Annotated in this window: 21 protein-coding genes, 6 tRNA genes and 3 other RNA genes; 4 read left to right on the top strand and 26 right to left on the bottom strand. The window is 58.4% G+C overall.

Features of this window, described 5'->3' with window-relative positions:
* Positions 1–99 precede the first annotated feature (99 nt).
* The 3 genes from ACP3TA_RS11920 to zitB are packed head-to-tail and all read left to right on the top strand — an operon-like array spanning position 100 to position 4864.
* On the top strand, positions 100–705 hold the full coding sequence (locus tag ACP3TA_RS11920; RefSeq protein WP_033642206.1) for a response regulator: 606 nt from the start codon (positions 100–102) through the stop codon (positions 703–705).
* Positions 702–3902, top strand: coding sequence for an ATP-binding protein (locus ACP3TA_RS11915; RefSeq protein WP_197754483.1), 3201 nt, complete (start codon positions 702–704; stop codon positions 3900–3902). The genes ACP3TA_RS11920 and ACP3TA_RS11915 overlap by 4 nt, the downstream gene beginning before the upstream one ends.
* Entirely contained in the window at positions 3902–4864 is a 963-nt protein-coding gene (zitB, locus tag ACP3TA_RS11910) for a CDF family zinc transporter ZitB (protein ID WP_069100742.1), read from the top strand. Before ACP3TA_RS11915 ends, zitB begins: the two co-directional genes overlap by 1 nt.
* 35 nt (positions 4865–4899) lie before the next feature.
* On the opposite strand, the gene pnuC is transcribed toward zitB, so the two are convergent.
* The 22 genes from pnuC to cydA all read right to left on the bottom strand — a co-directional run bounded on the left by pnuC (position 4900) and on the right by cydA (position 17258).
* Positions 4900–5625, bottom strand: a complete 726-nt coding sequence (gene pnuC, locus ACP3TA_RS11905) for a nicotinamide riboside transporter PnuC (RefSeq protein WP_021504601.1) — start codon at positions 5623–5625, stop codon at positions 4900–4902.
* 20 nt (positions 5626–5645) lie between these two features.
* Positions 5646–6707 carry a quinolinate synthase NadA gene (nadA, locus tag ACP3TA_RS11900; protein WP_015376982.1) on the bottom strand — a complete coding sequence of 354 codons (1062 nt, stop codon included), beginning with the start codon at positions 6705–6707 and terminating at the stop codon, positions 5646–5648.
* 313 nt (positions 6708–7020) lie between these two features.
* Positions 7021–7145: non-coding RNA, RtT sRNA (locus ACP3TA_RS11895), on the bottom strand.
* A 74-nt stretch (positions 7146–7219) separates the two neighbouring features.
* Positions 7220–7295 (bottom strand) — tRNA-Lys (locus ACP3TA_RS11890).
* Positions 7296–7301: 6 nt separating this feature from the next.
* Positions 7302–7377 (bottom strand) — tRNA-Val (locus tag ACP3TA_RS11885).
* A gap of 45 nt (positions 7378–7422) precedes the next feature.
* A non-coding RNA gene (locus ACP3TA_RS11880) (RtT sRNA) lies at positions 7423–7532 on the bottom strand.
* A gap of 13 nt (positions 7533–7545) precedes the next feature.
* Positions 7546–7621, bottom strand: a tRNA-Lys gene (locus ACP3TA_RS11875).
* A 152-nt stretch (positions 7622–7773) separates the two neighbouring features.
* Positions 7774–7898: non-coding RNA, RtT sRNA (locus ACP3TA_RS11870), on the bottom strand.
* 15 nt (positions 7899–7913) lie between these two features.
* Positions 7914–7989: transfer RNA gene (locus ACP3TA_RS11865), tRNA-Lys, on the bottom strand.
* A gap of 7 nt (positions 7990–7996) precedes the next feature.
* Positions 7997–8072, bottom strand: a tRNA-Val gene (locus ACP3TA_RS11860).
* 29 nt (positions 8073–8101) lie between these two features.
* A tRNA-Lys gene (locus ACP3TA_RS11855) sits at positions 8102–8177 on the bottom strand.
* A 178-nt stretch (positions 8178–8355) separates the two neighbouring features.
* Positions 8356–9150, bottom strand: coding sequence for a cell division protein CpoB (cpoB, locus tag ACP3TA_RS11850; protein ID WP_004939852.1), 795 nt, complete (start codon positions 9148–9150; stop codon positions 8356–8358).
* A gap of 9 nt (positions 9151–9159) precedes the next feature.
* The gene (pal, locus tag ACP3TA_RS11845; protein WP_004939853.1) at positions 9160–9675 is read right to left on the bottom strand and encodes a peptidoglycan-associated lipoprotein Pal; all 516 of its coding nucleotides are present in this window, start codon (positions 9673–9675) and stop codon (positions 9160–9162) included.
* Between the two features lie 44 nt (positions 9676–9719).
* Entirely contained in the window at positions 9720–11012 is a 1293-nt protein-coding gene (tolB, locus tag ACP3TA_RS11840; protein WP_004939856.1) for a Tol-Pal system beta propeller repeat protein TolB, read from the bottom strand.
* 132 nt (positions 11013–11144) lie between these two features.
* Complete coding sequence (gene tolA / locus ACP3TA_RS11835; RefSeq protein ID WP_426784609.1) at positions 11145–12371, bottom strand: cell envelope integrity protein TolA; 1227 nt, start codon at positions 12369–12371, stop codon at positions 11145–11147.
* Positions 12372–12452: 81 nt separating this feature from the next.
* Positions 12453–12881: a colicin uptake protein TolR gene (tolR, locus tag ACP3TA_RS11830; RefSeq protein ID WP_004939859.1), complete on the bottom strand. Its 429-nt coding sequence runs from the start codon at positions 12879–12881 to the stop codon at positions 12453–12455.
* Between the two features lie 12 nt (positions 12882–12893).
* Positions 12894–13577, bottom strand: coding sequence for a Tol-Pal system protein TolQ (gene tolQ, locus ACP3TA_RS11825; RefSeq protein WP_004939862.1), 684 nt, complete (start codon positions 13575–13577; stop codon positions 12894–12896).
* On the bottom strand, positions 13574–13978 hold the full coding sequence (ybgC, locus tag ACP3TA_RS11820) for a tol-pal system-associated acyl-CoA thioesterase (protein WP_004939863.1): 405 nt from the start codon (positions 13976–13978) through the stop codon (positions 13574–13576). Before ybgC ends, tolQ begins: the two co-directional genes overlap by 4 nt.
* Positions 13979–14108: 130 nt before the next feature.
* A complete protein-coding gene (gene ybgE / locus ACP3TA_RS11815; protein WP_004939866.1) occupies positions 14109–14405 on the bottom strand; it encodes a cyd operon protein YbgE in 297 nt (98 codons plus the stop codon).
* A complete protein-coding gene (gene cydX, locus ACP3TA_RS11810; protein WP_004939868.1) occupies positions 14405–14518 on the bottom strand; it encodes a cytochrome bd-I oxidase subunit CydX in 114 nt (37 codons plus the stop codon). The genes ybgE and cydX overlap by 1 nt, the downstream gene beginning before the upstream one ends.
* A gap of 17 nt (positions 14519–14535) precedes the next feature.
* Positions 14536–15675 (bottom strand): cytochrome d ubiquinol oxidase subunit II, encoded by a 1140-nt coding sequence (gene cydB, locus ACP3TA_RS11805; RefSeq protein WP_015376980.1) that lies wholly within the window; start codon positions 15673–15675, stop codon positions 14536–14538.
* Positions 15676–15689: 14 nt separating this feature from the next.
* Positions 15690–17258 carry a cytochrome ubiquinol oxidase subunit I gene (gene cydA, locus ACP3TA_RS11800; protein ID WP_004939873.1) on the bottom strand — a complete coding sequence of 523 codons (1569 nt, stop codon included), beginning with the start codon at positions 17256–17258 and terminating at the stop codon, positions 15690–15692.
* Positions 17259–17942: 684 nt separating this feature from the next.
* On the opposite strand from cydA, the gene ACP3TA_RS11795 reads away from it, so the two are divergent.
* Entirely contained in the window at positions 17943–19841 is a 1899-nt protein-coding gene (locus ACP3TA_RS11795) for a bifunctional metallophosphatase/5'-nucleotidase (protein ID WP_033642198.1), read from the top strand.
* 72 nt (positions 19842–19913) lie between these two features.
* Here the strand turns inward: ACP3TA_RS11795 and sucD are convergent, their stop codons facing one another.
* From sucD to sucA, 4 genes are all read right to left on the bottom strand, one after another.
* Positions 19914–20786 (bottom strand): succinate--CoA ligase subunit alpha, encoded by an 873-nt coding sequence (sucD, locus tag ACP3TA_RS11790; protein ID WP_004939878.1) that lies wholly within the window; start codon positions 20784–20786, stop codon positions 19914–19916.
* Positions 20786–21952 (bottom strand): ADP-forming succinate--CoA ligase subunit beta, encoded by a 1167-nt coding sequence (gene sucC, locus ACP3TA_RS11785; RefSeq protein WP_015376978.1) that lies wholly within the window; start codon positions 21950–21952, stop codon positions 20786–20788. The genes sucD and sucC overlap by 1 nt, the downstream gene beginning before the upstream one ends.
* A 122-nt stretch (positions 21953–22074) precedes the next feature.
* Positions 22075–23289, bottom strand: a complete 1215-nt coding sequence (gene odhB / locus ACP3TA_RS11780; RefSeq protein ID WP_033642197.1) for a 2-oxoglutarate dehydrogenase complex dihydrolipoyllysine-residue succinyltransferase — start codon at positions 23287–23289, stop codon at positions 22075–22077.
* A 64-nt stretch (positions 23290–23353) separates the two neighbouring features.
* Positions 23354–26161, bottom strand: coding sequence for a 2-oxoglutarate dehydrogenase E1 component (gene sucA, locus ACP3TA_RS11775; RefSeq protein ID WP_033644215.1), 2808 nt, complete (start codon positions 26159–26161; stop codon positions 23354–23356).
* Positions 26162–26217 lie beyond the last annotated feature (56 nt).

Below are 26217 nucleotides of genomic sequence, written 5' to 3'. Positions count from 1 at the left end.
TGCCAAATTAACAGCAGATTGTGCTGTTTCATCTGGCGAGCGCAGAGCCTCCTTTTTCGCTATGCTAGCGATCAGAATATAAAGTGACCCGAGTTGAACATGCCCTCTCTGCTATTAGTTGATGACCACCCGGTGGTTCATGTCGCACTGGAAGCGGCGCTAATGAAATCATCCCGCCCCTACCGCCTGCAGGCGGCGCAGGATGACGTACAGGCGCTGGCCCTGCTGGCCGAGGCCGCTTTCGGCCTGGTGATCCTGGATATCGGCCTGCCGCAGGTCGACGGGCTGCAGCTGTTGAAAAAAATCCGCCGCCGCTATCCGCAACAAAAGATCCTGATCTATACCGCGCAGGAAGCCGATGTCTATGCGCGCATGGCGCATGCCGCCGGCGCCGACGGTTTCGTCAATAAAGGCAGCTCGCTGGCGGAGTTGGTGCAGGCGATCGAACAGGTGCTGGACGGTGAAATCAGCTTCCCCGCCGCCGCGCTGGCCGAAGAGGCGCCGACGGCGGACGGCGGGCTGCTCACCCCTAAGGAGCTCGAGGTGCTGGGCTTGCTGAGCCAGGGGCTGTCCAACCTGCAGATCGCCGACCGGCTGCACATCAGCAACAAGACTGTCAGCACGCACAAAAAAAACATCCAGCGCAAAACCGGCGCCGGCAACCTGCTGGAACTGGTGGCGGTGTTTAAAGAGCTGGCGCCATGATGCGCCGCGCCCTGCTGCTGCTGATCCTGTGGTGCGGCCTGGCGCAGGCGGCGGAGCCGGTGCGCTATCAGCTGGTCAGCAACCTGAATACCCCCGAGAATATGCTGATCGTCGGCGAGAAAAATCCCTGGCGCGATCGCACGCTGCGCGTCGGTATCATCAGTGAGAACACCAGCCCGTACAACATCATCGTGGACGACGATCTGTATGGGCTGAACGCCGACTACCTCGGCTATATCCAGCAGGTGACCGGCATCCGCTTCGCCATTTACGGCTTCGCCGATCTGACCCAGCTGGAACAGGCGCTGCACGACGGCAAGGTCGACCTGCTGTACGGCATCCCGCAGAGCGAAGCGCTGCACGGGCTGGAGATCTCCCAGCCTTACTACATCAGCAACCTGCGCGTATTGCGCGATCGCAGCAACGATAGGCCGGTGATGCTCAATTCCGCCAACGCCCGCGTCGCGATCGGCGCGCTGACCGACATGCAGTCCGGCGGCGCCCTGCAGGCGGTGGCGTCGCAGATCCAGCGCTACGACAACAACCTGCAGGCGGTCTATTCGCTGCTCAACGGCAGCAGCGACTACTTTATCGCCGACGAGGCCAGCGCCAGCTTTATCATCGACCAGCTGCAGCTCGGCCAGCTCTATCAAATTGAAAGCAACGAGAACCTGGGCAACCTGTCCTTCGTGTTCGCCGCCGCCGATCCGCGCCTGATAGACACGCTGGACACCGCCATCGCCGACGCGCCGATGGAACTGATGAATGCCCTGCAGAGCCGCTGGAGCAAAAAGATCCCCAGCTACCTCGATACCGGCAATGCCGATCTGACGACGATGGAGAAGAATTGGGTGGCGAGCCACCGCGTGGTTTACTACGCCGCCATCGAGAACAACTTCCCGTTCGCCTACCGCGGTTCCGACGGCCAGCCGCGCGGCTACGCCATCGATATTCTCAACATCATCGCGCAAAACACCGGGCTGCGTTTCGCGCCGCTGTGGGCGCGCAACGCCGAGCAGGCCGATCAGCTGGTGCAATCCGGCCAGGCCAGCTTCCGCGCCGCCCTGCCGCTGGCGCGCGGCGTCAAGGCGCGCTATGGCGCCAGCATGCCGATCCACCGTTCGCTGTGGGGCGTTTACGTCGGCCAGTATGCCAACGGCGTCTCGACCTGGAGCGATCTGGCCGGCAAGCGCATCGGCGTGCTGCAGGGCGATTTGGCTCAGGGGCTGGTGCCGGAGCAGGAACAGACCGTCAGCTTCGCCGACAGCAAGTCGATGTACGACGCGCTGGCCAACGGCCAGTTGGATGCGCTGGTGGATAACGTCATTTCCGCCAACTTTTTGGCGCTGTCGCGCTATTCCGGCGCCATCAAACTGGCCTTCGCCGCCAACAACATCCCCTATCCGGTAGCCTTCGGCGTACGCCGCGATCAGCCGCTGCTGCTGGCGATCCTCGATAAGAACCTGATGCAGATCCCGGCGGATACCCTGCAATCGCTGCGCGACGAGTGGATCGTCGACCGCAGCAACCTTATCGACGCGGTGAACGACAACCGCATGCCGCCGCAGACCACCTGGCTGCTGGCGCTGTTGGCCGCCGCCACCGTGTTGCTGTTGGCGCTGACGCTGCGCCGTTTCATGCTGCAGCGCCGTGAAAAACGCGAACGCGAGGAGCTCGAGCAGGCGCGCCGCCGCGCCGAAGCGGAAAACCGCATGAAGAGCAAATTCCTCGCCACCGTCAGCCATGAACTGCGCACGCCGATGCACGCCATCCTTGGCCTGCTGGAACTGGAGCTCAAACGCCAACCGGCGCCGGAAGGCCTGCCGGTGATTTACAGTTCGGCCTCATCGCTGCTCAACCTACTCAACGACCTGCAGGATCACGCCCGACTGGAAACCGGGTCGTTGACGTTGGCGCCAAAACCGGTGGCGCTGCGCCCCTGGGTCGCGCGCATCGACGCCCTTTACCGGCCGCTTATCGGCGAACGGCCGTTGACGTTGAAAGTGGCGGCGGATCCGGCGCTGCCGGAGGCGGTGGTCATTGATGGTGAGCGTTTACTTCAGGTGGCTAACAACCTGATAAACAATGCGATAAAGTTCACGACGCGCGGAACCATTCAGGTCGAAGTTGGCTGGCGCGCGCAGGATGAACGACGGGGAGAGTTGCAGTTAACGGTGAACGACAGCGGCTGCGGCATCGCCGCCGATGAAGTAGGCAAGCTGTTTCAACCGTTTTACCGCGCGCGCGGCGCGCAACGCATCTCGGTGCAAGGTACCGGTTTGGGCCTCTCTATCTGCAAAGAAATCGTCGAACAGATGGGCGGCCGCATAGAGCTGCACTCGCAGCCGGGCGTCGGCACCCGCGTCGAGGTAGTGATACCGGTCGAGCTGAGCGGCGACGCGCCGACTGGCGCCCAGGAGGAGCACACCTTTGCTCTGCCGTCTTCCGCCTTGCGTACCGCGCTGATCGACGATCATCCCACCAATTTGTTGCTGCTGGAACGCCAACTGCGCCACTTCGGGCAGCAACCCGCCCGCTTCGAACAAGGCTATGCGCTGCTGAAGGCCCAGCGACGGCAGCCGTTTGACCTGCTGTTTATCGACTATAACATGCCGCGCCCGGACGGCCTGACGCTGGCCAGGCTGATCCGGCGCGACGAACAGCGGCTGCAGCGCCCGCCTTGCCGCATCGTGCTCTGTTCGGCGGACGTGCAGGAGTTTACCCGCATCCCGCCGGGGCTGGTGGCGATCGATCACTTCCTGACCAAGCCGATTTCGCTGACGGCGATCGGCCAGGTATTGGCTCAGCAACCGCAGGCTCAGGAAGAAAAGTCAGTCCTTACTGACCTACGGCAAACGCTGGCCGAAATGGCGGGCGGCGATCGCGCCATGCTGCAGCGGCTGGCGCAGACGCTCGGCGATACGCTGCGGCAAGACCGGCAGCGGCTCGCGGATGCCGTCGCCGCGAGCGACTGGCCACGCCTGGAACAGGCGGCGCACCGCATCAAGGGCAGCCTGCTGATGCTGCAGTTGCCGGAAGCCGCGCGGCTGTGCCAGCAACTGGTGGAAACCGCACGTCGGGGCGAACTTGCCGCCGCCGCTTATACTAAATTAAAGGCGTCAGTGGCGCAGATAGAACCGGAGCTGGACGCTCTGCTCGCCGCCGCCCCCACTTTCGCTATGCATAAGGATGAATAATGTCGGACACTCCACACGTACACCTGCCGAAAGACAGTAATAGTAAACGCCTACTGACCGCTTTTTTAGTCACCGCCGTCTTTATGGTGGCCGAAGTGGCCGGCGGCCTGTTGTCCGGCTCGCTGGCGCTGTTGGCCGACGCCGGGCACATGCTGACCGATGCCGCCGCGCTGTTGGTGGCGCTGATGGCGGTGCACTTTTCCCAGCGCAAGCCCAACGCGCGCCACACCTTCGGCTATCTGCGCCTGACCACCCTGGCGGCCTTCCTCAACGCCGCGGCGCTACTGGTGATCGTGGTATTCATCCTGTGGGAGGCGATACGGCGTTTCTTCGAACCACAGCCGGTGATGGGTACTCCGATGCTGATCATCGCCATAGCGGGGCTGCTGGCGAACCTGTTCGCCTTCTGGCTGCTGCATCGCGGCAGCGAAGAGAAAAATATCAACGTGAGGGCGGCCGCGCTGCATGTGCTGGGCGACCTGCTCGGCTCGGTGGGCGCCATCGTCGCCGCCATCGTCATTCTCGCCACCGGCTGGACGCCGATTGACCCGATCCTGTCGGTGCTGGTCTCCTGTCTGGTGCTGCGCAGCGCCTGGCGGCTGCTGAAGGAGAGCTTCCACGAGCTGCTGGAAGGCACGCCGCAGGAGGTCGATATCGCCAAGCTGCAAAAAGACCTGTGCCTGAACATCCCGGAAGTGCGCAATATCCACCACGTACACGTCTGGCAGATCGGCGAACAGAAGCTGATGACGCTGCATGCGCAGGTGATCCCGCCACATGACCACGATGGGCTGTTGCAACGCATCCAGGCTTATCTGTTGCAACACTACAAGATCGGCCACGTGACCATTCAGATGGAGTACCGGCACTGCGAGACGCCGGACTGCGGTATCAATCGGGCGCCGGAGCCGAGTGAACACTCACATGCCGAAGCGCATTCGCACCTGGGGCATCGCCACTAAGCCAAGAGGGCGCCATCACGGCGCCCTCTGCGTTGTTACGGAGCGGAAGATAACGGATTGGAATGGTTGCGCCCGGCGCTCTTGATCCACAGCCAGGAGCCGTTCAGCGCGATCAACGTCAGAATGACGTACTCCAGCGCCATCGCGTAAACGCCCTGGTAAGCGAAGATCGCCACGCTGATGACATCGATCACCACCCACAGCAGCCAGTTTTCCACGTACTTGCGCGTCATCAGGATCATCGCCACGATGGACAGCACCATCATCGCCGAATCCCAGAACGGGAAGGCGTCCGGCTGCAGCGTCGGCATCTGTACGTTCAGCCCCAGCCCTTGCATCACCGCCACCGCAATCTGCGTCAGCCAGGCGAACACGCGGTCGATGTTGAAGGTCATCAGGCCGATGCCGATGACGCAGACCGCCGCCCAAGCCAGCGCTTTCGGCAGCGGCAGCCAGCGGATCTGCAGTTCAGCCTGATTATCCTGGGTCTGGCGGCTCCAGGCATACCAACCGTAAATATTGGCGCCGAAGAAGAACAGCTGCAGCAGCAGGCTGGCGTACAGCTGGATCTGGAAGAAAATCACCGCGAACAGCGTGACGTTGATCAGGCCGAACAGGTAGTTGATGATTTTTTCCTTGCTGGCGTACCAGATGCACAGCAACCCGAACAGTGTGCCGATGGCTTCGATCCACGACAGATCGTAACCGCCCGCGCCAAGCGGAATATGCACCAGAATATTGCTGGTACTGAAGAAGCTCATGAGGTCATCCTTTTAAACGGTTAAGCGTTGCCTTTAACCTGCATCTTAAGCTGAGCGGCGAAATCCAGCATGCGGTTCAGCGGTACCAGCGCCTTTTCACGCAACGCAGCGTCCACGTGGATCTCATGCTGTGCGCCCCCCTGCTCCAGCCCTTCGGCAATCGCCTTCAGGCCATTCATCGCCATCCACGGGCAATGCGCGCAGCTGCGGCAGGTCGCGCCTTCTCCGGCGGTCGGCGCTTCGAACAGCTCCTTGTCCGGACAGGCCTGCTGCATCTTGTAAAAGATACCGCGATCGGTGGCAACGATCAGCTGTTGATGCGGCAATGTTTTCGCCGCCTGAATCAACTGGCTGGTAGACCCCACCGCATCCGCCAGCTCGACCACCGCCTGAGGCGATTCGGGATGCACCAGGATAGCCGCCTGCGGATAGAGCGCCTTCATGCGCCGCAGTGCCTGGGTCTTGAACTCGTCATGGACAATGCAGGCGCCTTGCCAGCACAGCACGTCGGCGCCGGTCTGCTTCTGCACGTAGCTGCCGAGATGGCGATCCGGCGCCCAGATAATTTTCTCGCCCAGGCTATCCAGATGCTCGATCAGTTCGACGGCGATGCTGGAGGTCACCACCCAGTCGGCGCGCGCTTTGACCGCCGCCGAGGTGTTCGCATAGACCACCACGGTGCGATCGGGATGGCTGTCGCAAAACGCATGGAACTCCTCTTCCGGGCAACCCAGGTCAAGCGAACATTCGGCAAACAGGGTCGGCATCAGCACCTGTTTTTCCGGGCTGAGGATCTTGGCGGTCTCCCCCATGAAGCGCACGCCGGCCACCAACAACGTGGAAGCCGGATGGGCGCTGCCGAAGCGCGCCATTTCCAGCGAATCCGCCACGCAGCCACCGGTTTCTTCCGCCAGCGCCTGGATTTCCGGATCGGTATAGTAGTGGGCGACCATCACCGCATTGCGCTGCTTGAGCAAGGTTTTGATCTTTTCGCGATAAAAGGCTTTTTCCGCTACGTCCAGCGGTACCGGTTTGGGCGGGAAAGGATACACCGCCGCGTTGACATCAAACATTTCACTCATCGCTGCAATCTCATGCTAGGCTGGGCGCCTGCCATTTGAATATCGCCTGCCGCAACGCCCTTCGTTTTATATACTAAACAAAATACCTAAAATTGCGCGAAAAGTCCGCTGATATTTTCAATTTTGCGCACCTATTGTTTAATAGATTAAAAACACAGGCATTGCCCGCGCAGTTCATAGCGGATAACCGCTTGGCGAGAACGTATAGCCGTTCAAAAAAGCGCGGGATGACGATCGGTGTGTTGTTGAAACGAGAAAGCAGCGGATTCAGATTGCGGTGATGCGGATGCGATAAAAGGCGCTTTTTCTGAATGGGTGGGTCGTGCAGGATTGATTCGGCCTGTGGCCTCACCCTGCGGGCAACGCTGCGCGTTGTCGTATCGCTGCGCGATGCTCGAACCTGAACGCAGGATCTCACCCGCACGACTCGGTGACCATGTTGGCGAGAAGATGAGGTCAGGTTTGGATGTTACAGAAACGAAAAAAGCGCCAAAAGGCGCTTTTTTCTGAATTGGTGGGTCGTGCAGGATTCGAACCTGCGACCAATTGATTAAAAGTCAACTGCTCTACCAACTGAGCTAACGACCCGCAGTGTGGTGGGTGATGACGGGCTCGAACCGCCGACCCCCTCCGTGTAAAGGAGATGCTCTACCAACTGAGCTAATCACCCACTGCTGTGGTACTGCTATTTTTCACATCTTGTCCACTCAAAGAATGGTGGGTCGTGTAGGATAACTCGCCCTTCGGGCCACCACCGGAGTGATGTTGTCTCGCTTCGCGAGACTCGAACCTTTACGGTTCTCATCCTGACGATTTAACACCTTGCTCTATTAAAGAGTGGTGGGTCGTGCAGGATTCGAACCTGCGACCAATTGATTAAAAGTCAACTGCTCTACCAACTGAGCTAACGACCCACTGATGTGGTTTACTGCTGATGGCGAATAGGTTATTGGAACCGACTCGCGGAAAACAAGGATGGGGATGTTCAGGACAACTCGACGGGTACTCGACTCGGACCTTTACTTTGCCACATCAAACCGATTCTGAAGCTGCCATTCTTAAAGAATGGTGGGTCGTGCAGGATAACTCGGCCTTTGGCCTCGCCCTTGCGGGCCATCACCGGAGTGATGTTGTCTCGCTTCGCGAGACTCGAACCTTTACGGTTCTCATCCTTTACGATTCTCTATCGCAGCCATTCTTAAAGAATGGTGGGTCGTGCAGGATTCGAACCTGCGACCAATTGATTAAAAGTCAACTGCTCTACCAACTGAGCTAACGACCCATAACAGTGGTGGGTGATGACGGGCTCGAACCGCCGACCCCCTCCGTGTAAAGGAGATGCTCTACCAACTGAGCTAATCACCCACTGTTGTGGTTACTGCTACTTCAGAAATTGGTGGGTCGTGCAGGATTCGAACCTGCGACCAATTGATTAAAAGTCAACTGCTCTACCAACTGAGCTAACGACCCAATTTCCCTGCCGCTTTAACATCTTGCAAGATGTCTTGGCAACGGCGGCATATATTACTAATTTATCTTGGCAGCGCAACCTAAATTTTTTACCGATGCGTTCAACTGCTTGTTCTTCACGCGAATGAGCCCAGAAATCGGTCAAATCGACTAACTTCTGGGCTCATTTTTCTAGCCGTTAACCGCCTACGCGACTTTTCGCCTGCTTGGCCGCCGCACTGGTTGGGTATTGTTTAATCACCTGCTGGAACACGGCCTTGGCTTTATCAGCCTGCCCTTTTTCCTGCATGATGATACCCACCTTGTACATGGCGTCCGGCGCCTTCGGTGATTTAGCGTAATTCTTCACCACCACCGCAAAATAGTAGGCCGCATCGTCTTTTTTACCCTTGTTGTAGAACAACTGGCCCAGCCAATAGTTGGCATTGGGCTGGTAAGTGGACTTCGGGTACTGTTTTACGAAGGACTGAAAGGCGGAAATCGCCTGGTCATACTGTTTTTTTTCCAGCGCCAGAGAAACAGCGGCGTTGTAGTCACTGTTCTCATCACCGCCGCTCGGCGTTGCAGAAGCGGCTGCAGGCGCGCTGCTGCCCGCATCGGAAGATGCGCCTGCGGCTGCCCCGCCGGCAGCGCCTGCTGCCGCAGAGGCGCTCTGAGCGCCGCCCTGGCTGAGGCTATCCATCTGTTGATAGATTTGCTTCTGGCGTTCAACGACCTGATTCAACTGATACTGGCTTTCCTGGATTTGTCCACGGAGAGAATCAATGTCGCGTTGATTGTCAGAGAGTTGCTGCTGGAGTTGGTTTAAAAGCTGGCCTTGAGCATTGCTGATGCGCTCAAGCGAGGTGACACGGTCTTCGACCGAGCCGGAGCCGACATTACTGATTGGCGCTTGGGCAGTAGCGGCCCAAGGGGCCGCTACGCCAACCAGTAACGACAGACTCAACAGGTGACGTCTGAAGTTACTGTTCATGCGATTCTCTTAGTAAACCAGAACGGCACGACGGTTTTTAGCATAAGCCGCTTCGTCGTGGCCCAGTACTGCTGGTTTTTCTTTACCGTAAGAAACGATAGAGATCTGGTCAGCGGAAACGCCTTTACCCTGCAGGTACATTTTAACGGCGTTAGCACGACGCTCACCCAGAGCGATGTTGTATTCCGGCGTGCCGCGTTCGTCAGCGTGGCCTTCAACGGTCACTTTGTAAGACGGGTTGTTACGCAGGAATGCAGCGTGCGCGTCCAGCATCTGAGCGAATTCGGAGCTTACGTCATACTTGTCCAGGCCGAAGTAAACGATGTTGTTCTTCTGCAGTTCTTGCATCTGCAGACGAGCTTGTTCTTCGGAAGACAGGTTGCTGCTGCCGTTTTCCATACCAGTGCCGGCGCCAGCGCCCATACCAGATTGGTCGTTGTTCGCGCTTTTGTTAGAACTACAAGCTGCTACAGCCAGAACTGGCAGTGCCAGCAGAAGCCCTTTCAGCACTTTGTTCAGTTGCATTTCTTTGATCCTTTTATAGTTTGCCATACATATTTACACATGCATCACAGATACGGCGACCAGGCAGGGAATTTGACCTGTCCATCAGTTGCCGGAAGACGCGCTTTGAAACGCCCATCAGTTGACACCAACTGCAGCACGGAGCCCATACCTTGCGTGGAGCTATAGATCACCATGGTGCCGTTTGGCGCAATACTAGGCGTTTCATCCAGGAAGGTGCCGGTCAAAACCTGAACGGCGCCCGATCCAAGATCTTGTTTGGCGATGTGTTGTGCACCACTGTTGGTGCTGACCATCACCAGGAATTTACCATCGGAGCTGACTTCAGAATCCTGGTTCTGAGAGCCTTCCCACGTCAGACGCTGTGCGGCACCGCCGCTGGCGCTGATTTTATAAATCTGCGGACGCCCGCCCTGGTCGGAGGTAAACGCCAGAGACTGGCCATCCGGGAACCAGGTCGGTTCTGTGTTGTTGTTGCGGCCATCGGTCAGCTGCGTGATCTGGCCGGAGCCGAGGTTCATCACGTACAGGTTCAGGCTGCCGCTCTTGGACAGCGCGAAGGCCAGCTTGCTGCCGTCCGGCGAGAACGCCGGCGCACCGTTGTGGCGCGGGAAGGAAGCGATCTGGCGGATGGCGCCGTTAGCCAGGGTTTGCACCACCAGCGCGGAACGGCCGCTCTCGAAGGTCACGTAAGCCAGTTTGCTGCCATCCGGCGACCAGGCCGGCGACATCAGCGGCTCAGGTGAACGGTGCACCGTGAACTGGTTGTAACCGTCGTAATCCGCTACGCGCAGCTCGTACGGGAATTTCCCGCCGTTGGTCTGCACCACGTAGGCGATACGGGTGCGGAACGCGCCCTTGATGCCGGTCAGCTTCTCGAACACTTCGTCGCTGGCGGTATGGGCAGAATAACGCAACCACTGTTTGGTCACTTTATACTGGTTCTGCGCCAATACGGTGCCCGGCGAACCCGAGGTGTCCACCAACTGGTAGGAGATCAGGTAGCTGCCGTCGGCGCCAGGTTGAACCTGACCGACCACTACGGCGTCGATGCCCAATGCAGTCCAGGCCGCCGGCGTCACTTCAGACGCGGAGGTAGGTTGCTGCGGCATGCGCGCCACGTCGATCGGGTTGAATTTGCCGCTGTTGCGCAGATCCGCGCCGACAATCTTGCCGATATCTTCCGGCGGCGTGCCTGGGCCCGCCCATTTAAACGGCACCACGCCAATCGGACGAGCGGAGTCGACCCCTTGGGTGATTTCAATGCGAACTTCCGCGTGCAACACGGACGCCCACAGAATTAAAAAACCTAGCGCTACTCGAAATGCCTGCTTCATCTCATCTCCCTTATCCAGGCGGGATGCCTGCGATAAATTAGCAGAATTTTAACAAACCAACTTACGTAAAACTACATAATCCCTGTTGGTTACCTTAGTACATCCCTGTGATAACACTCACTCAATCAACCGTTATTGCGGTTTGAATTCAAGGATAGAATTCTTAAAGTGCTGATAAACGGCATCGCTCGGCGGCTTCGGTATATGCGCCAACTTGGCGGCAGACACCGCAGCTTGACACAGAGCAGGATCGCCCCCCGCTGCTTGTACGCTTATCAGCAGGCCGTCCGGCGCCAGCTTGATACGCAGGTCGCAGGTTTTGCCGGCGAACGAACTGGCGTCATAAAACTTGCTCTGAATCGCCCCTTGAATCTGCCCCATATAACCGCTGATATCCGCCCCGCTGGCGCCAGCCGTCTTGGCATTGCCCTGCCCGGCCGGTTTACCGTCGCCCTTCGATTTGGCACCGCCGCCTTTCGGCGCGTTCTTGCCATCCGCCAGGCCGCCAAACAGATCGCTAACTTCCTCCGATTGTTTCGCAGCCTCGGCGGCGGCCTTCTTCTTGGCGTCCGCAGCGGCTTTTTTGGCGGCAGCGGCTTTCTCGGCCGCCGCTTTCTTCTCTGCCTCGGCGGCAGCCTTCTTCTCGGCTTCCGCTGCGGCTTTTTTCTCGGCTTCAGCGGCCGCTTTCTTCTCCGCGGCCTCTGCGGCTTTCTTTTCTGCCGCAGCGGCGGCGGCTTTCTTCGCCTCTTCCGCCTGTTTCTTGGCGGCGGCGGCAGCGGCCGCTTCTTTCTTGGCTTCCGCTTCGGCTTTTTTCTGGGCTTCCGCCTGCGCCTTGGCGACCTTGTCCGCTTCGGCCTTCGCCTTGGCGGCGGCGGCTTCGGCGACCTTCTGTTGCTCTTTGGCCTTGGCTGCGGCGGCTTCCGCCGCTTTTTGCTGCTCGGCGGCCTGTTTCTGCTGCTCCGCCGCCTTCTGCTGTTGCTCAGCCTGCGCCTTGGCGTTCTGCGCGGCTTTCTCCTGCGCCGCCAAACGCTCTTTCTCCAGCTCTTTCAGGCGCTGCTGTTGCTCCGCCTGCTTCTGCTGAAGCTCTTCGGCCTGTTGCTCCGCTTTTTTCTGGCGCTGCTTCTCGGCACGCTGCGCATCGTTGCTCTGCTGCTGCTGGCGGTTGTACTGCTCCACCACCGCGCCGGGATCGACCATCATCGCGCCCACCACGGTGCCATCACCGCCACCGCCGGCGCCCATGTCGACCTTTTCCTGCAGCGATCCCCAAATCAGCAGGGCAATCAATATGAAGTGCAGAACGACCGAAACAATAACGGCGCGGTTCAGCTTATCGTTTTGCTCAGTTGCCTTTACCAAAATAGATTCCCAAAAACTGGTGTTGCTTATACGGGGTTCCTGGGCCGCAGCGCAGGAACCGGGTTGCCGTTCGCCTTACGGTCAGATCGGCTGGGTCATCAGCCCCACGGAAGCCACGCCCGCCTGATGGAGAATATTCAATGCCTTGATAATCTCATCGTAAGGGACTTCCTTCGCACCGCCGATCAAAAAGACCGTTTTCGGGTTAGCCGCCAAACGCGACTTGGCTTCGGCCGCGACTTGTTCAGGCGGCAGCAGCTCCATACGGTTGTGATCCACCACCAGGGTGTATTGACCTACGCCGGAAACCTCGAGGATCACCGGCGGATTGTCATCGCTGGACACCGTTTTGGAATCGGTGGCGTCCGGCAGGTCAACCTCCACGCTCTGCGTGATGATTGGCGCGGTTGCCATAAAGATCAGCAGCAGCACCAGCAACACGTCGAGCAGCGGAACGATGTTAATTTCGGACTTCAGCTCGCGCCGACTACGTCCACGTACTCTCGCCATGCTACCTCCTACTTATTTGCTGTCGCTGGAGAAGGCCTGACGATGCAGAATAGCGGTGAACTCTTCCATAAAGTTGTCGTAATTCTGCTCAAGCTTGTTGACGCGCTGGTTGAGACGGTTATAGGCCATTACCGCCGGGATGGCGGCGAACAGACCGATCGCGGTGGCGATCAGCGCTTCGGCGATACCCGGCGCCACCATCTGCAGCGTGGCTTGCTTCACCGCGCCCAGCGCGATAAAGGCGTGCATGATCCCCCACACGGTGCCGAACAGGCCGATGTACGGACTGATCGAACCGACGGTGCCGAGGAACGGAATATGGGTTTCCAGCGTTTCCAGCTCGCGGTTCATCGAAATGCGCATCGCACGCGACGCCCCTTCGATCACCGACTCCGGCGCATGGTTGTTGGCGCGGTGCAAGCGGGCGAACTCTTTGAAGCCGGAATGGAAGATCTGCTCGGAACCGGTCAGGCTATCGCGACGCGCCTGACTTTCCTGGTACAGACGGGAAAGCTCGATACCGGACCAGAATTTGTCTTCAAAGGCTTCGGCGTCACGCGTCGCCGCATTGAGGATGCGGGTGCGCTGAATGATGATCGCCCAAGAGGCTACCGAGAAGCATATCAAAATCAACATGATAAGCTTAACCAGCAGGCTCGCCTTCAAGAATAAATCTAGGATGTTCATGTCAGTCACTGCTTAAACTCCGCGACAATAGACTTAGGAAGCGCTCTTGGCTTCATTTGGTGTGGATCAATACAGGCAATCAGGACATCTGCCTGGCTCAGTAGGGCCCCGTCAGAATTGACAATGCGTTGAGCAAACGTGAGAGAAGCCCCGCGCAGAGAGGTGATTTCACTCTGGACCTCCAGTTGCTCGTCGAGACGAGCCGGAGCCAGATAATCCACCGTCATGCGCCGGACGACAAAAGCGACTTGTTCACTGAGCAGCTGCTGTTGATGAAAGTTGTGCTGACGCAGCATCTCTGTGCGCGCTCTTTCAAAAAAGGCGACGTAGCGGGCGTGATAGACCACACCACTGGCATCGGTATCCTCGTAGTAAACGCGAACCGGCCATCGAAACAACGTATTACTCACTCTACTTCCCAGCAATGCAATTTAACGCTGCTACTATACGCAAGACAGATCGGGTTGGGAATGGGTTACAAGATGGGAATGAAAATAATTATGGGCCGTGAGGGCCCATAACGTGGGGACATCGGGGAGATTATAAAGAAACGTAAAGTAATCCTGCGCACAAGATCACAATTGCAGGAAGCGGCGCGAAAAAAGCGCGCCAGACGCTGCGCTGCGGGCGGAATCCGAAGCCGTGGATCACTCCGGCGCATACGGCCCAAATCAGCAACAGCCCTTCCCAAATCTCCAGCGAGCTGGTTTTGGCGGCGAAACGCGTCGGATCCCAGAACACGCACCCCGCCAAAATCAACGCCAGCACCAGGGAAAGGGCCCGAACCGGGCCCTTGTCGGTGACAGCGTACAGCTTGTCAATCACGGACGAGCTCATTACTTACCGTCTTGCTGAGCTTTGGTCGCTTCGCTCTGCTCAAGCGCCAGCGCCGTGATGATGCCGAAGGCGCAGGCAAGAAGCGTTCCGAGAATCCAGGCAAAATACCACATGGTTTAGCTCCTTATCCTTAGTACAGCGAATGCTTGTTGTTTTCGATGTAGTTCTTGTCGAGACGACCGAACATTTTGTAGTACGACCAGCTAGTGTACGCCAAAACGATAGGCACGAAGATCGCCGCCACGACGGTCATCACTTTCAGCGTCAACAGGCTCGACGTCGCGTCCCACATGGTCAGGCTGACGTTAGGCACGGTGCTGGACGGCATCACGAACGGGAACATGGTGACCCCGGCAGTGAGGATGACGCAGGCGATGGTCAGCGACGAGGTGACGAACGCCAGCGCGCCTTTCTCCAGACGCGAGAACAGGATGGTGAACAACGGCAGCACTACGCCCAGTGCAGGCAAGGCCCACAGCAGCGGATACTTGTTGAAGTTGATCAGCCATGCGCCGGCCTGATGCGCCACTTCTTTACGCAGCGGGTTGGATTCCGCCATGGTGTCCAGCGCCGAAGTGATCACGTAGCCGTCGATGCCTTTAACCAGCCACACACCCGCCAGCAGGAAGCATACCGCCATGATCAGCGTCGCGATCTGCGCTGCGGCGCGTGACCGCAGGTGGATCTCGCCGGTGGTGCGCATCTGCAGGTAGGTCGCGCCCTGAGTGACCAGCATGGTCAGACTGACCACGCCTGCCAACAGACCGAACGGATTCAGCAGTTGGAAGAAGTTGCCGGTGTAGAACAGACGCAGGTACTCGTCCACATGGAACGGCACGCCCTGCAGCAGGTTGCCGAACGCCACGCCGAACACCAACGCAGGCACGAAGGAACCGATGAAGATGCCCCAGTCCCACATGTTGCGCCAGCGGCTGCTCTCCAGCTTGGAACGGTAGTCAAAACCGACCGGGCGGAAGAACAACGCCGCCAGCACCAGGATCATGGCGACGTAGAAGCCCGAGAAGGCCGCTGCGTAGACCATCGGCCAGGCGGCGAACAGCGCGCCGCCGGCGGTGATCAGCCACACCTGGTTACCGTCCCAGTGAGGGGCGATGGAGTTGATCATCACCCGGCGCTCGGTATCGGTTTTACCGATGATGCGCACCAGGATGCCGACGCCCATGTCGAAACCGTCGGTGACGGCGAAGCCGATCAGCAGTACGCCAACCAGCACCCACCAGATAAATCGCAGTACTTCATAGTCAAACATACGTGGACTCCTGTTTAGCGCGCTTCCTGCACGGCGGCAGTCGGTTGTTCAAAGTGGTAGCGGCCGGTTTTCAGGCTGCTTGGACCCAGACGCGCAAACTTGAACATCAGGTACATTTCAGCCACCAGGAACAGGGTGTACAAGCCGCAAATCAGCCCCATCGAGAACAGAATGTCGCCCGCGGTCAGCGAAGAGTTGGCGACTGCGGTCGGCAGCACCTCACCAATCGCCCACGGTTGACGGCCGTATTCCGCCACGAACCAGCCGGCTTCCACCGCGATCCACGGCAGCGGCAAGCCATACAGCGCCGCACGCAACAGCCATTTTTTCTGGCCGATGCGGCCGCGCACCACGCTCAGGAATGACAGACCGATAATCAGCAGCATCAGCACGCCACAGGCCACCATGATGCGGAAGGCGAAGTACAGCGGCGCCACGCGTGGAATGGAGTCCTTGGTCGCCTGCTGGATCTGCGCTTCCGTCGCGTCGCTGACGTTCGGGGTATAACGCTTCAGCAGCATGCCGTAGCCCAGGTCTTGCTTGGTTTTGTTGAATTCCGCACGCACCGCAGGATCGGTATTGCCGCCGCGCAGCTCTTCCAGCAGCTGGTAGGCTTTCATGCCGTTGCGGATGCGCACTTCATGTTGCGCCAGCAGATCTTTCAGGCCGGTGACCTGAGTGTCGGTGGAACGCGTAGCGATCAGGCCAAGCGCATACGGGATCTGAATAGAGAAGGAGTTTTCCATCTTGTCCTGATCGGGGATGCCGAACAGGGTGAAGGACGCCGGCGCCGGCTGGGTATCCCACTCCGCTTCGATGGCGGCCAGTTTGGTTTTCTGTACGTCGCCCATTTCGTAACCGGATTCGTCACCCAGCACGATCACCGACAGCACCGCAGCCATGCCGAAGCTGGCGGCGATGGCGAAGGAGCGTTTGGCGAAAGCGATGTCGCGGCCCTTCAGCAGGTAGTAAGCGCTGATGCCCAGCACGAACATGGCGCCGGTGGTGTAGCCTGCAGCCACGGTGTGAACGAATTTCACCTGCGCAACCGGGTTAAGAACCAACTCGGAGAAGCTGACCATCTCCATGCGCATGGTTTCGAAGTTGAAATCCGACGCGATCGGGTTCTGCATCCAGCCGTTGGCGACCAGGATCCACAGCGCGGACAGGTTGGAGCCGAGGGCCACGAACCAGGTTACCGCCATGTGCTGCACCTTGCTCAGACGATCCCAGCCGAAGAAGAACAGGCCGACCAGCGTCGATTCAAGGAAGAACGCCATCAGACCTTCGATAGCCAGAGGGGCCCCGAAGATATCGCCGACGTAATGAGAGAAATATGACCAGTTAGTCCCGAACTGGAACTCCATGGTCAAACCGGTGGCCACACCCAGAGCAAAGTTAATCGCAAATAACTTTCCCCAGAATTTGGTCATGTCTTTATAGATTTGTTTGCCAGACAGGACATATACCGTTTCCATAATTGCCAGCAAGAACGCCATACCGAGCGTTAATGGGACAAATAAGAAATGGTACATCGCCGTTAAAGCAAACTGTAAGCGCGACAGTTCGACAATATCAAACATCTTGACTCCTTGCTCCTCGCAGGAAGACTCCGACACGCGGTTATCGGCACGCTTCTTTCAAAGCCGCCAGTAACGCCCCGCAGTGAATGCCCTTAAACACAACAAATTTGATCCAGCTTCTCCGCTTTCAACCGCACACTCGGCCAATAGCCCACACGGGCCGTCGACAAGCACGCCACTGAAAACCGACAACGGGTAACAAATGCAACAAGATCAACCATCCATAATCACAACATGGATGATACTCGCCCAATCCCACACAATAAATAGGTTTTTACGTGACGTGGGTTGGACTTTTGGTTACAGGTCAAATCTTAGCCGAAAGAGGTACTTCGGCCTAATTTGATCTGAGACAATTTAAGCCTATCCGCATATTATTTCCATATTCATCAGCACATTTCGCATAATTTTCTTAGGGTCATGTTGCGCAATGGTTTAATTGTTTTTTAATGATATTTTTGTGTTAAATAAATGTAATTCAAAAGAGCCGCCATTGTATTATTACGAACTTATTATGCGACATAATTAACCTTTTATTTCCAATAAGCCGTGACAGTGATAGCAGTCACAAAACAACAAATCTCTCTCCAATATTAGTCTATTTCTCGCAATGGGATCGTAAAGGTTGCGATTTTGTAGCAAAATGACCACTTATGTTAAAATTGCATTGAGTGACAATAACTTATGAAAAAAATCATCTTTGCCTCTGTCTTGGGACTCTCGGGAAACGCCATGGCCGCCGAAACGGTAAATATCACCCTGTTGGGCACCTCCGATCTGCACGGCACTTTCGTGCCCTGGGACTACGCCAGCGACACGGAAAACCTGGCGGGCAGCCTGAGCCAGATAGCCACCCAGGTCAAAAAGGTGCGCGCCGAACAGCCCAACCTGATTCTGGTGGACGCCGGCGACACCATCCAGGGCAACTTCGTCGAAACCTTCAAACAGGAGGCCGTCAGCCCGATGATGCTGGGCCTCAACGCGCTTGACTACGACGTTTGGGTGATGGGCAACCACGAATTCGACTTCGGTCTGCCGGCGCTGGCCACGCCGCTCAAACAGTTTAAAGGCGCGGCGCTGGCGGGCAACATCGTCTGGGACAGCGGCAAACCTTATCTGCCGGCCTATACCATCCTCGAACGCCAGGGCGTGAAGATCGGCATCATCGGCATGGACACGCCGATGACTGCGGAATTCGCCAAGGGCACCGATCGCATCAAAGGGCTGAACTTCACCGATCCGGTACAGGCGGTGAAACAGGTCATCAGGCAGATCGACGGCCAGGTCGACGCGATCGTGCTGGTCGCGCATATGGGCATCGACAACGAGAACCAGCGCCCCGGCACCGGCGTGGCGGACATCGCCAACGCCAACCCGGAGCTGGCGGCGATCGTCGCCGGCCACATGCATGTGAAAATCGACAAAGCGGTGGTGAACGGCGTCATCATCACGGAGCCGGATAAGTACGGTCGCGCGCTGTCACGCATTGACCTGCAATTTGAACGCCGCGATGGCAAATTCACGCTGATCGACAAAAACAGCTACACCTATTCCATCAAGGGGCTGGCGCCGGACAGCGCCATGCAGGCTCTCTACCAGCCGTATCATGACATTTTGCGCGCCAACGCCAACCGAGTCGTGGCGAAGCTGAGCGGCAGCGATCTGGTGCCTGCCGACGAGTTCCGCGGCATTCCTCAGGTACACGTTCAGGATACCGGCATCAGTGAGTTATTTCAGCAGGCCGCCCGTCACTATGCACCGCTGGCGCAGGTGATCGCCCTGCAGATCGACAACGATCGCGCCAAACTGGATGTCGGCGACATCAAGGCCAAGGATATCGCCTTTAACTACCAATACGCCGGCGGCGAGATCACCGTTTATCAGCTCAACGGCAAAGCGCTTAAACGCTACATGGAGTGGTCTGCCGATTATTTCAATCAGCTGCAGCCGGGCGACGTCACCTACAGCTTTAACCCGGCGCGGCGCTCGTCCAAATATTCCACCAACGATTTCTTCGACGGCGTCACTTACACTATCGATCTGCGTCAACCGGCCGGTTCACGCATCGTCAGTCTGCGCCTGGCAGACGGCACGCCGGTCACCGATGACATGCCGATCCGCCTGGGCATGAACAGTTACCGTATGGGCCATCTGACGCAGAAGGGCGGCGCGCTGGAGGGGCAATCCTTCCCGGTGCTGTTCGACAGCAAAGCGCAATACGGTGAAGAAGAAGGCACCATTCGCAACCTGACTCTGCGCTACCTGACGGAAGTGAAACACGGCCAGTATCAGAGCGTGCCGCCGCAGCGCTGGAAACTGGTTGGCATGGAAGGATACGAACCGCAGCGGGCGATCGTCAAACGGCTGCTCAATGAAGGCGTTATCCAGGTGCCGACCACCGACGACGGGCGCTACACCAACGTCGCCTCGATCAACGTCAAAGACGCGCTGTTCAACAATGCCGACGATTACCGCACCGCCCTCACCTCGCTGGAGCAACAGTGGCAAACCGCCGCGGATCCGGTGCGGCAGCGCCGCCTGCAGGATCGGATCGCGCTGATCAAGGCGCTCAACGATTTCTGATCTTCACCCATAAAAAAGGCCACCCAATGGGTGGCCAAACATGTCGAGATAGTGTTATTTCGTACTCAATGCTTAGCGCTTCAGCACCGCTTTTACCGCGTCGCCGATGTCCGCCAGGCTGCGAACGGTTTTCACGCCCGCCGCTTCCAGCGCAGCAAACTTCTCGTCCGCCGTGCCCTTGCCGCCTGCGATGATGGCGCCCGCGTGGCCCATACGCTTGCCTTTCGGCGCGGTTACGCCGGCGATGTAGCCGACAACCGGTTTGGTGACGTGTTCTTTGATGTAAGCTGCCGCTTCTTCTTCAGCGCTGCCGCCGATCTCACCGATCATCACGATCGCTTCGGTCTGCGGATCCTGCTGGAACATCTTCAGGATATCGATGAAGTTGGAGCCCGGGATCGGGTCGCCGCCGATGCCCACGCAGGTGGACTGGCCCAGACCGGCATCGGTGGTTTGTTTCACCGCTTCATAGGTCAGGGTACCGGAGCGTGAAACGATGCCCACTTTGCCCGGCAGGTGGATGTGGCCAGGCATGATGCCGATTTTGCACTCGCCCGGGGTGATCACGCCAGGGCAGTTCGGCCCGATCATGCGCACGCCGGCTTCGTCCAGCTTCACTTTCACGGTCAGCATGTCCAGAGTCGGGATGCCTTCGGTGATGGTGATGATCAGTTTGATGCCGGCATCGATCGCTTCCAGAATGGAGTCTTTGCAGAACGGCGCTGGAACGTAGATGACAGAGGCCGTCGCGCCGGTCGCTTCAACCGCTTCACGCACGGTGTTGAACACCGGCAGACCCAGGTGCTGAGTGCCGCCTTTGCCTGGGGTGACGCCGCCAACCATTTTGGTGCCGTAAGCGATAGCTTGTTCGGAGTGGAAAGTCCCCTGGCTACCGGTAAAGCCCTGGCAAATTACTTTGGTGTTTTTATCGATTAAGATGGACATTATTTACCCTCCACTGCTGCAACAACTTGCTGAGCCGCATCAGTCAGGCTGGTCGCAGCAATGATATTCAGACCGCTGTCCGCCAGTTTCTTGGCGCCCAGTTCGGCGTTGTTCCCTTCCAAGCGCACCACGACCGGGACGTTAACGCCCACTTCAGCCACTGCGCCGATGATGCCGTCAGCGATCAGATCGCAACGTACGATACCACCGAAGATGTTAACCAGAACCGCTTTCACCTTGTCGTCGGACAGGATGATTTTGAACGCTTCGGTCACGCGCTCTTTGGTCGCGCCGCCGCCAACGTCCAGGAAGTTGGCCGGTTCGCCGCCGTGCAGTTTAACGATGTCCATGGTGCCCATCGCCAGACCGGCGCCGTTCACCATGCAGCCGATGTTGCCGTCGAGGGCAACGTAGTTCAGCTCCCACTGAGCCGCACGGGATTCACGCTCGTCTTCCTGCGAAGGGTCACGCATTTCACGCAGTTCAGGCTGACGGAACAGGGCGTTGCCGTCGGCGCCCAGTTTGCCGTCCAGGCACACCAGATCGCCCTGCTTGGTGATCACCAGCGGGTTGATCTCAACCATCGCCAGGTCGCGCTCCAGGAACAGCGTCGCCAGACCCATGAAGATCTTGGCGAACTGGCTGACTTGCTTGCCGGTCAGGCCCAGTTTGAAGGCCAGCTCACGGCCCTGATAAGGCTGTGGACCCGCCAGCGGATCGATGGTCATTTTGTGGATCAGTTCCGGGGTTTCTTCCGCCACTTTCTCGATTTCCACGCCGCCTTCGGTAGACGCCATGAATACGATGCGACGGGTCGCGCGGTCTACAACGGCGCCCAGGTACAGCTCTTTATCGATGTCGGTCGCCGCTTCTACCAGGATCTGGTTAACCGGCTGGCCCAGCGCGTCAGTCTGGTAAGTCACCAGACGTTTGCCCAACCAGGCTTCCGCGAAGGCACGGATATCTTCTTTGCTGTTGACGACTTTAACGCCGCCCGCTTTACCGCGGCCGCCAGCATGAACCTGACATTTCACCACCCACGGGCCGGAGCCGATTTTGGATGCGGCTTCTTCTGCTTCACGCGGAGTGGTACAGGCGTAACCGGTTGGTGCCGGCATGCCATACCGAGCAAACAGCTGTTTTGCCTGATATTCGTGTAAATTCATGATGTTCTATCCATTCAGTTCTGAAGGTTTTTAGCCGGACCATTATTACGCGGTAAACCGCATGGTTTTCCGGCCACATAGCACAGAGTGCGGGCGCGGCATGCCGCGCCCGGCAAGGGTTACTAGACGTCCAGCAGCAGACGAGCTGGATCTTCCAGCATCTCTTTGACCGTCACCAGATAACCGACGGATTCTTTACCGTCGATCAGGCGGTGGTCATAAGACAGCGCCAGATACATCATCGGCTGGATCACCACCTGACCATTGACCGCCATTGGGCGATCTTTGATGGCGTGCATGCCCAGGATGGCGCTCTGCGGCGGGTTGATGATCGGGGTGGACATCAGGGAGCCGAATACGCCGCCGTTGGTAATGGTGAAGTTACCGCCGGTCAGCTCTTCCACGGTCAGTTTGCCGTCGCGGCCCTTAACGGCCAGCTCTTTGATTTTCTTCTCGATGTCAGCCATGCTCATAGCGTCCACATCGCGCAGTACCGGCGTCACCAGGCCGCGCGGAGTAGAAACCGCGATGCTGATGTCGAAGTAGTTGTGGTAAACCACGTCGGAACCGTCGATCGACGCGTTCACTTCCGGGAAACGCTTCAGCGCTTCAACCACCGCCTTGATGTAGAAGGACATGAAGCCCAGACGCACGCCGTGGCGTTTCTCGAAGGCTTCGCCGTACTGCTTGCGCAGATCCATGATCGGCTGCATGTTGATTTCGTTGAAGGTGGTCAACATCGCGGTGCTGTTTTTCGCTTCCAGCAGACGCTCGGCGACGCGTTTGCGCAGGCGGGTCATCGGCACGCGTTTTTCGCTGCGGCCGGCCAGAGCAGGCTGCGGCGCGGCTTCAGCGGCGGCTGGTTTGGCAGCGGCGCCGCCTTTAGCCAGGTGCGCTTCCACGTCTTCACGCGTAATGCGGCCACCCACGCCGGTGCCTTTGATGGCGCCGGCATCGAGATCGTGTTCAGCAATCAGGCGGCGAATCGCCGGGCTGAGCGCGTCATTGCTTTCTTCTTCCAGGCTCGCGGTCGCGCGCTGTGCAGGCGTGGCTTCTTTCTCCTGGCTCTTCTCAGCGGTCGGCTTGCCGGAGCTGTCGCCCGGACGGATGCGGCCGAGCAGCTGGCGAGACAGTACGGTCGCGCCCTCTTCTTCCACGATAGCATCGAGAATACCCGCTTCACTGGCCGGCACTTCCAACACCACTTTGTCGGTTTCGATTTCAACCAGGACTTCGTCACGCTGAACGCTGTCGCCCGGTTTCTTGTGCCAGGTGGCTACGGTCGCATCGGCAACCGATTCAGGAAGGTCAGGAACCAGAATATCTACGCTACTCATTTAGCTTTCCCTTAAGTTTTTTATCATCTGCTTGCCGGCCCCTCGGCCGGCAAGCGAGCGAACATTAGTCAATATTCAGCGCATCATTCACCAGAGCCTGCTGCTGCTTCTGGTGTACGGACATATAACCCACCGCCGGAGAGGCGGAGGCCGGACGTCCTGCGTAACGTAAAGAAGCCCCGAACGGCACCACTTCACGGAAGTTGTGTTGGCTGCAGTACCAGGCGCCCTGGTTCAGCGGCTCTTCCTGACACCAGACGAAGTCATGCACGTGCGAGTATTGCTCCAGCACGGCCTGCACGGCCTGATGCGGGAACGGATACAGCTGCTCGATGCGCACGATGGCCACGTCTTTCTGCTCGTTCTTGCGACGCTGTTCCAGCAGGTCGTAGTAAACCTTACCGGAGCACAACACGACGCGCTTGACCGCTTTCGGATCCAAATCGTCGATCTCGCCGATCGCCGGCAGGAAGGTGCCGTTGGCCAGCTCGTCCAGCGAAGAGACCGCCAGCGGATGACGCAGCAGCGACTTCGGCGACATCACCACCAGCGGACGACGCATACCGCGCAGCGCCTGACGACGCAGCATGTGGTAAACCTGCGCCGGCGTGGACGGGACGCACACCTGCATGTTCTGCTCAGCGCACAGCTGCAGATAACGTTCCAGACGCGCGGAGGAGTGCTCTGGGCCCTGGCCTTCATAGCCGTGCGGCAGCAGCATCACCAGGCCGCACATACGGCCCCATTTTTGCTCGCCGGAGCTGATGAACTGATCGATAACAACCTGCGCGCCGTTGGCGAAGTCGCCGAACTGCGCTTCCCAGATGGTCAGCGTGCGCGGTTCCGCCGTGGCGTAGCCGTATTCGAACGCCAGCACCGCCTCTTCAGACAGCACGGAGTCCCAGACCTTGAATTCGCCCTGGCCGCTGTGGATATTCGCCAGCGGAACATAGACCGAACCGTTTTTCTGGTTGTGCACCACCGCGTGACGGTGGAAGAAGGTGCCGCGGCCGGCGTCTTCGCCGGAGATGCGGATTGGAATGCCTTCATCCGCCATGGTGGCGTAGGCCAGCGTTTCGGCGGCGCCCCAGTCGAACGGCTTGTTGCCCGCCGCCATCTCGGCGCGGTCAGCGTAGATTTTCGCCACGCGCGACTGCATTTCGATCGCTTCCGGCACGGTGCTGATGCGGCGGCCCAGTTCCTGCAGACGCTTCATCTCAACCTTGCTCGGGTACTCTTCATCCCACTCGTGGTTCAGGTACGGCGACCAGGTGAAGGAGTGCAGATTCATCGGACGCCATTCTTCAACCACACAATCGCCGCGGTCGAGCGCATCACGATACAGGTTGACCATTTCCGTGGCATCTTCCAGGCTGGCCACTTTCTGTTCGGTCAGAATGTCAGCGTAGATTTTGCGCGGCGTAGGATGTTTCTTGATCTTCTGATACATCACCGGCTGGGTGGCGCTCGGCTCATCGGCCTCGTTGTGCCCATGGCGACGGTAGCAGACCAGATCGATCATCACGTCACGCTTAAAGGTGTTACGGAAATCCAACGCCAGGCGAGTGACGAAGGCCACGGCTTCCGGATCGTCCGCGTTAACGTGGAAGATCGGCGCCTGAACCATTTTGGCGATGTCGGTGCAATATTCGGTAGAGCGCGCATCCAGCGGGTTGGAGGTGGTGAAGCCAACCTGGTTGTTGATGACGATGCGCACGGTGCCGCCCACTTCGTAGCCGCGAGCCTGAGACATGTTCAGGGTTTCCTGAACCACGCCCTGGCCGGTAATGGCGGCGTCGCCGTGGATAGTGATCGGCAGCACCATGTTGCTGCGCGCTTCGTCCAGACGATCGCGACGGGCGCGAACCGACCCCATGACCACCGGGCTGACGATCTCCAGGTGCGACGGGTTGAACGCCAGCGCCAGGTGAACCATGCCGCCTTCGGTTTCCACGTCGGAGGAGAAGCCCTGGTGATATTTCACGTCACCGGTGCCGAGGTGTTCTTTATGCTTGCCGGCGAATTCGTCGAACAGGTCGGCCGGTTTTTTGCCCAGCACGTTGATCAGCACGTTCAGACGGCCGCGGTGGGCCATGCCCAACACCACTTCACGCGTGCCGTTCTTGCCGGCGTGGCGCACCATCTCTTTCAGCATCGGCACCAGCGCGTCGCCGCCTTCCAGCGAGAAGCGTTTGGCGCCCGGGAATTTGGCGCCCAGGTAGCGTTCCAGGCCTTCCGCAGCGGTCAGCTCGTTCAGGAAACGGCGTTTTTCGTCGGCGGTAAAGCTGGCGCGCCCCACCACCGACTCGATGCGCTGCTGGATCCAGCGTTTCTCTTCGGTGTTGGTGATGTGCATGTATTCAGCGCCGATCGAACCGCAGTAGGTCTGCTTCAGCGCGGCGTACAGATCGCCCAGCTTCATGGTTTCTTTGCCGATGGCGAAAGAGCCCACGTTGAAGGTTTCCTGGAAATCGGCTTCGGTCAGGTTGTGGTAAGCGGGCTCAAGGTCAGGAACTTGCTCACGCTGCCACAGGCCGAGCGGATCGAGGTTGGCATGCTGATGTCCGCGGAAGCGGAAGGCGTTGATCAGCTGCAGTACCTTGACCTGTTTGGCATCGGTTGCCGGATCGGTGATGGTGGTGTTGTAGCGCGCGGAGTCTTTCGCCAAGCGGCGGAAGTAGTCGCGCGTTTGAGAGTGGAGCTGATCGGGTTTGACACCCGCGGTTGGTAGCTGTTGAAAAATGGAACGCCAGCTATCTTCAACGGAACCCGGATCGGTTAAGAAATCTTCATAGAGCTGCTCTATGTAAGACTGGTTCGCGCCCGCCAGATAGGAGGAATCCAGCCAGGCCTTCATTGCGCCGTTCTGCATCATGATCCCTTAAGCTTTGAAGCTTTAGTTTTCGCCGTGGTTAACATAATTACCGT

The organism is Serratia sp. 2C06 (assembly GCF_050037615.1).
In the GTDB taxonomy this organism is placed as follows: Bacteria; Pseudomonadota; Gammaproteobacteria; order Enterobacterales; family Enterobacteriaceae; genus Serratia; species Serratia ureilytica.
Note: the sequence above shows the minus strand (reverse complement) of the source record. Positions and strands in the feature narration are given on the sequence as shown.